Annotated in this window: 1 pseudogene; it reads right to left on the bottom strand. The window is 53.4% G+C overall.

The features are described 5' to 3' along the window. A pseudogene (locus CI603_RS09125) lies at window positions 1-367 on the bottom strand (hypothetical protein); the annotation flags it as partial.

The raw sequence follows: 367 nt of genomic DNA, 5'->3' as shown, positions 1-367 counted from the left end.
CGCGAGGTAGTCATCCCCATAGTCGATATGCTCGAGCACGTTGCCGATGTCGACTTCGCTTAAGTCACGCTTCGTGGGCTTCGCCGCTTTCTGCTCCAATCGATCACGGGATTTTGCCAGTCTCGTCTGAGCGGTGGTGGCCACAGAAGTCTCAGACGGATAGATTGTCACGTAATTGCGCCCGCCTAAGATCTGCGCCTGAGGATATACGTAGTCAACGTCATAGACTGCTTTTCGGAAGCTCTGCTTGAATGCCGGCAGGATATTCGTTGATCCGAATTGGCTATACAGCTGCTGCCATGTAATGCTCTGGCGTTCGTGAAGGTAGCTGTAGCGGCGTGTGAGCCACCAATATACATCCAGGCTC

It is taken from the genome of Bifidobacterium sp. wkB338, from assembly GCF_003688325.1.
GTDB classification, from domain to species: Bacteria; Actinomycetota; Actinomycetes; order Actinomycetales; family Bifidobacteriaceae; genus Bombiscardovia; species Bombiscardovia polysaccharolytica.
This window is presented reverse-complemented; position numbering and strand designations above follow the sequence as displayed.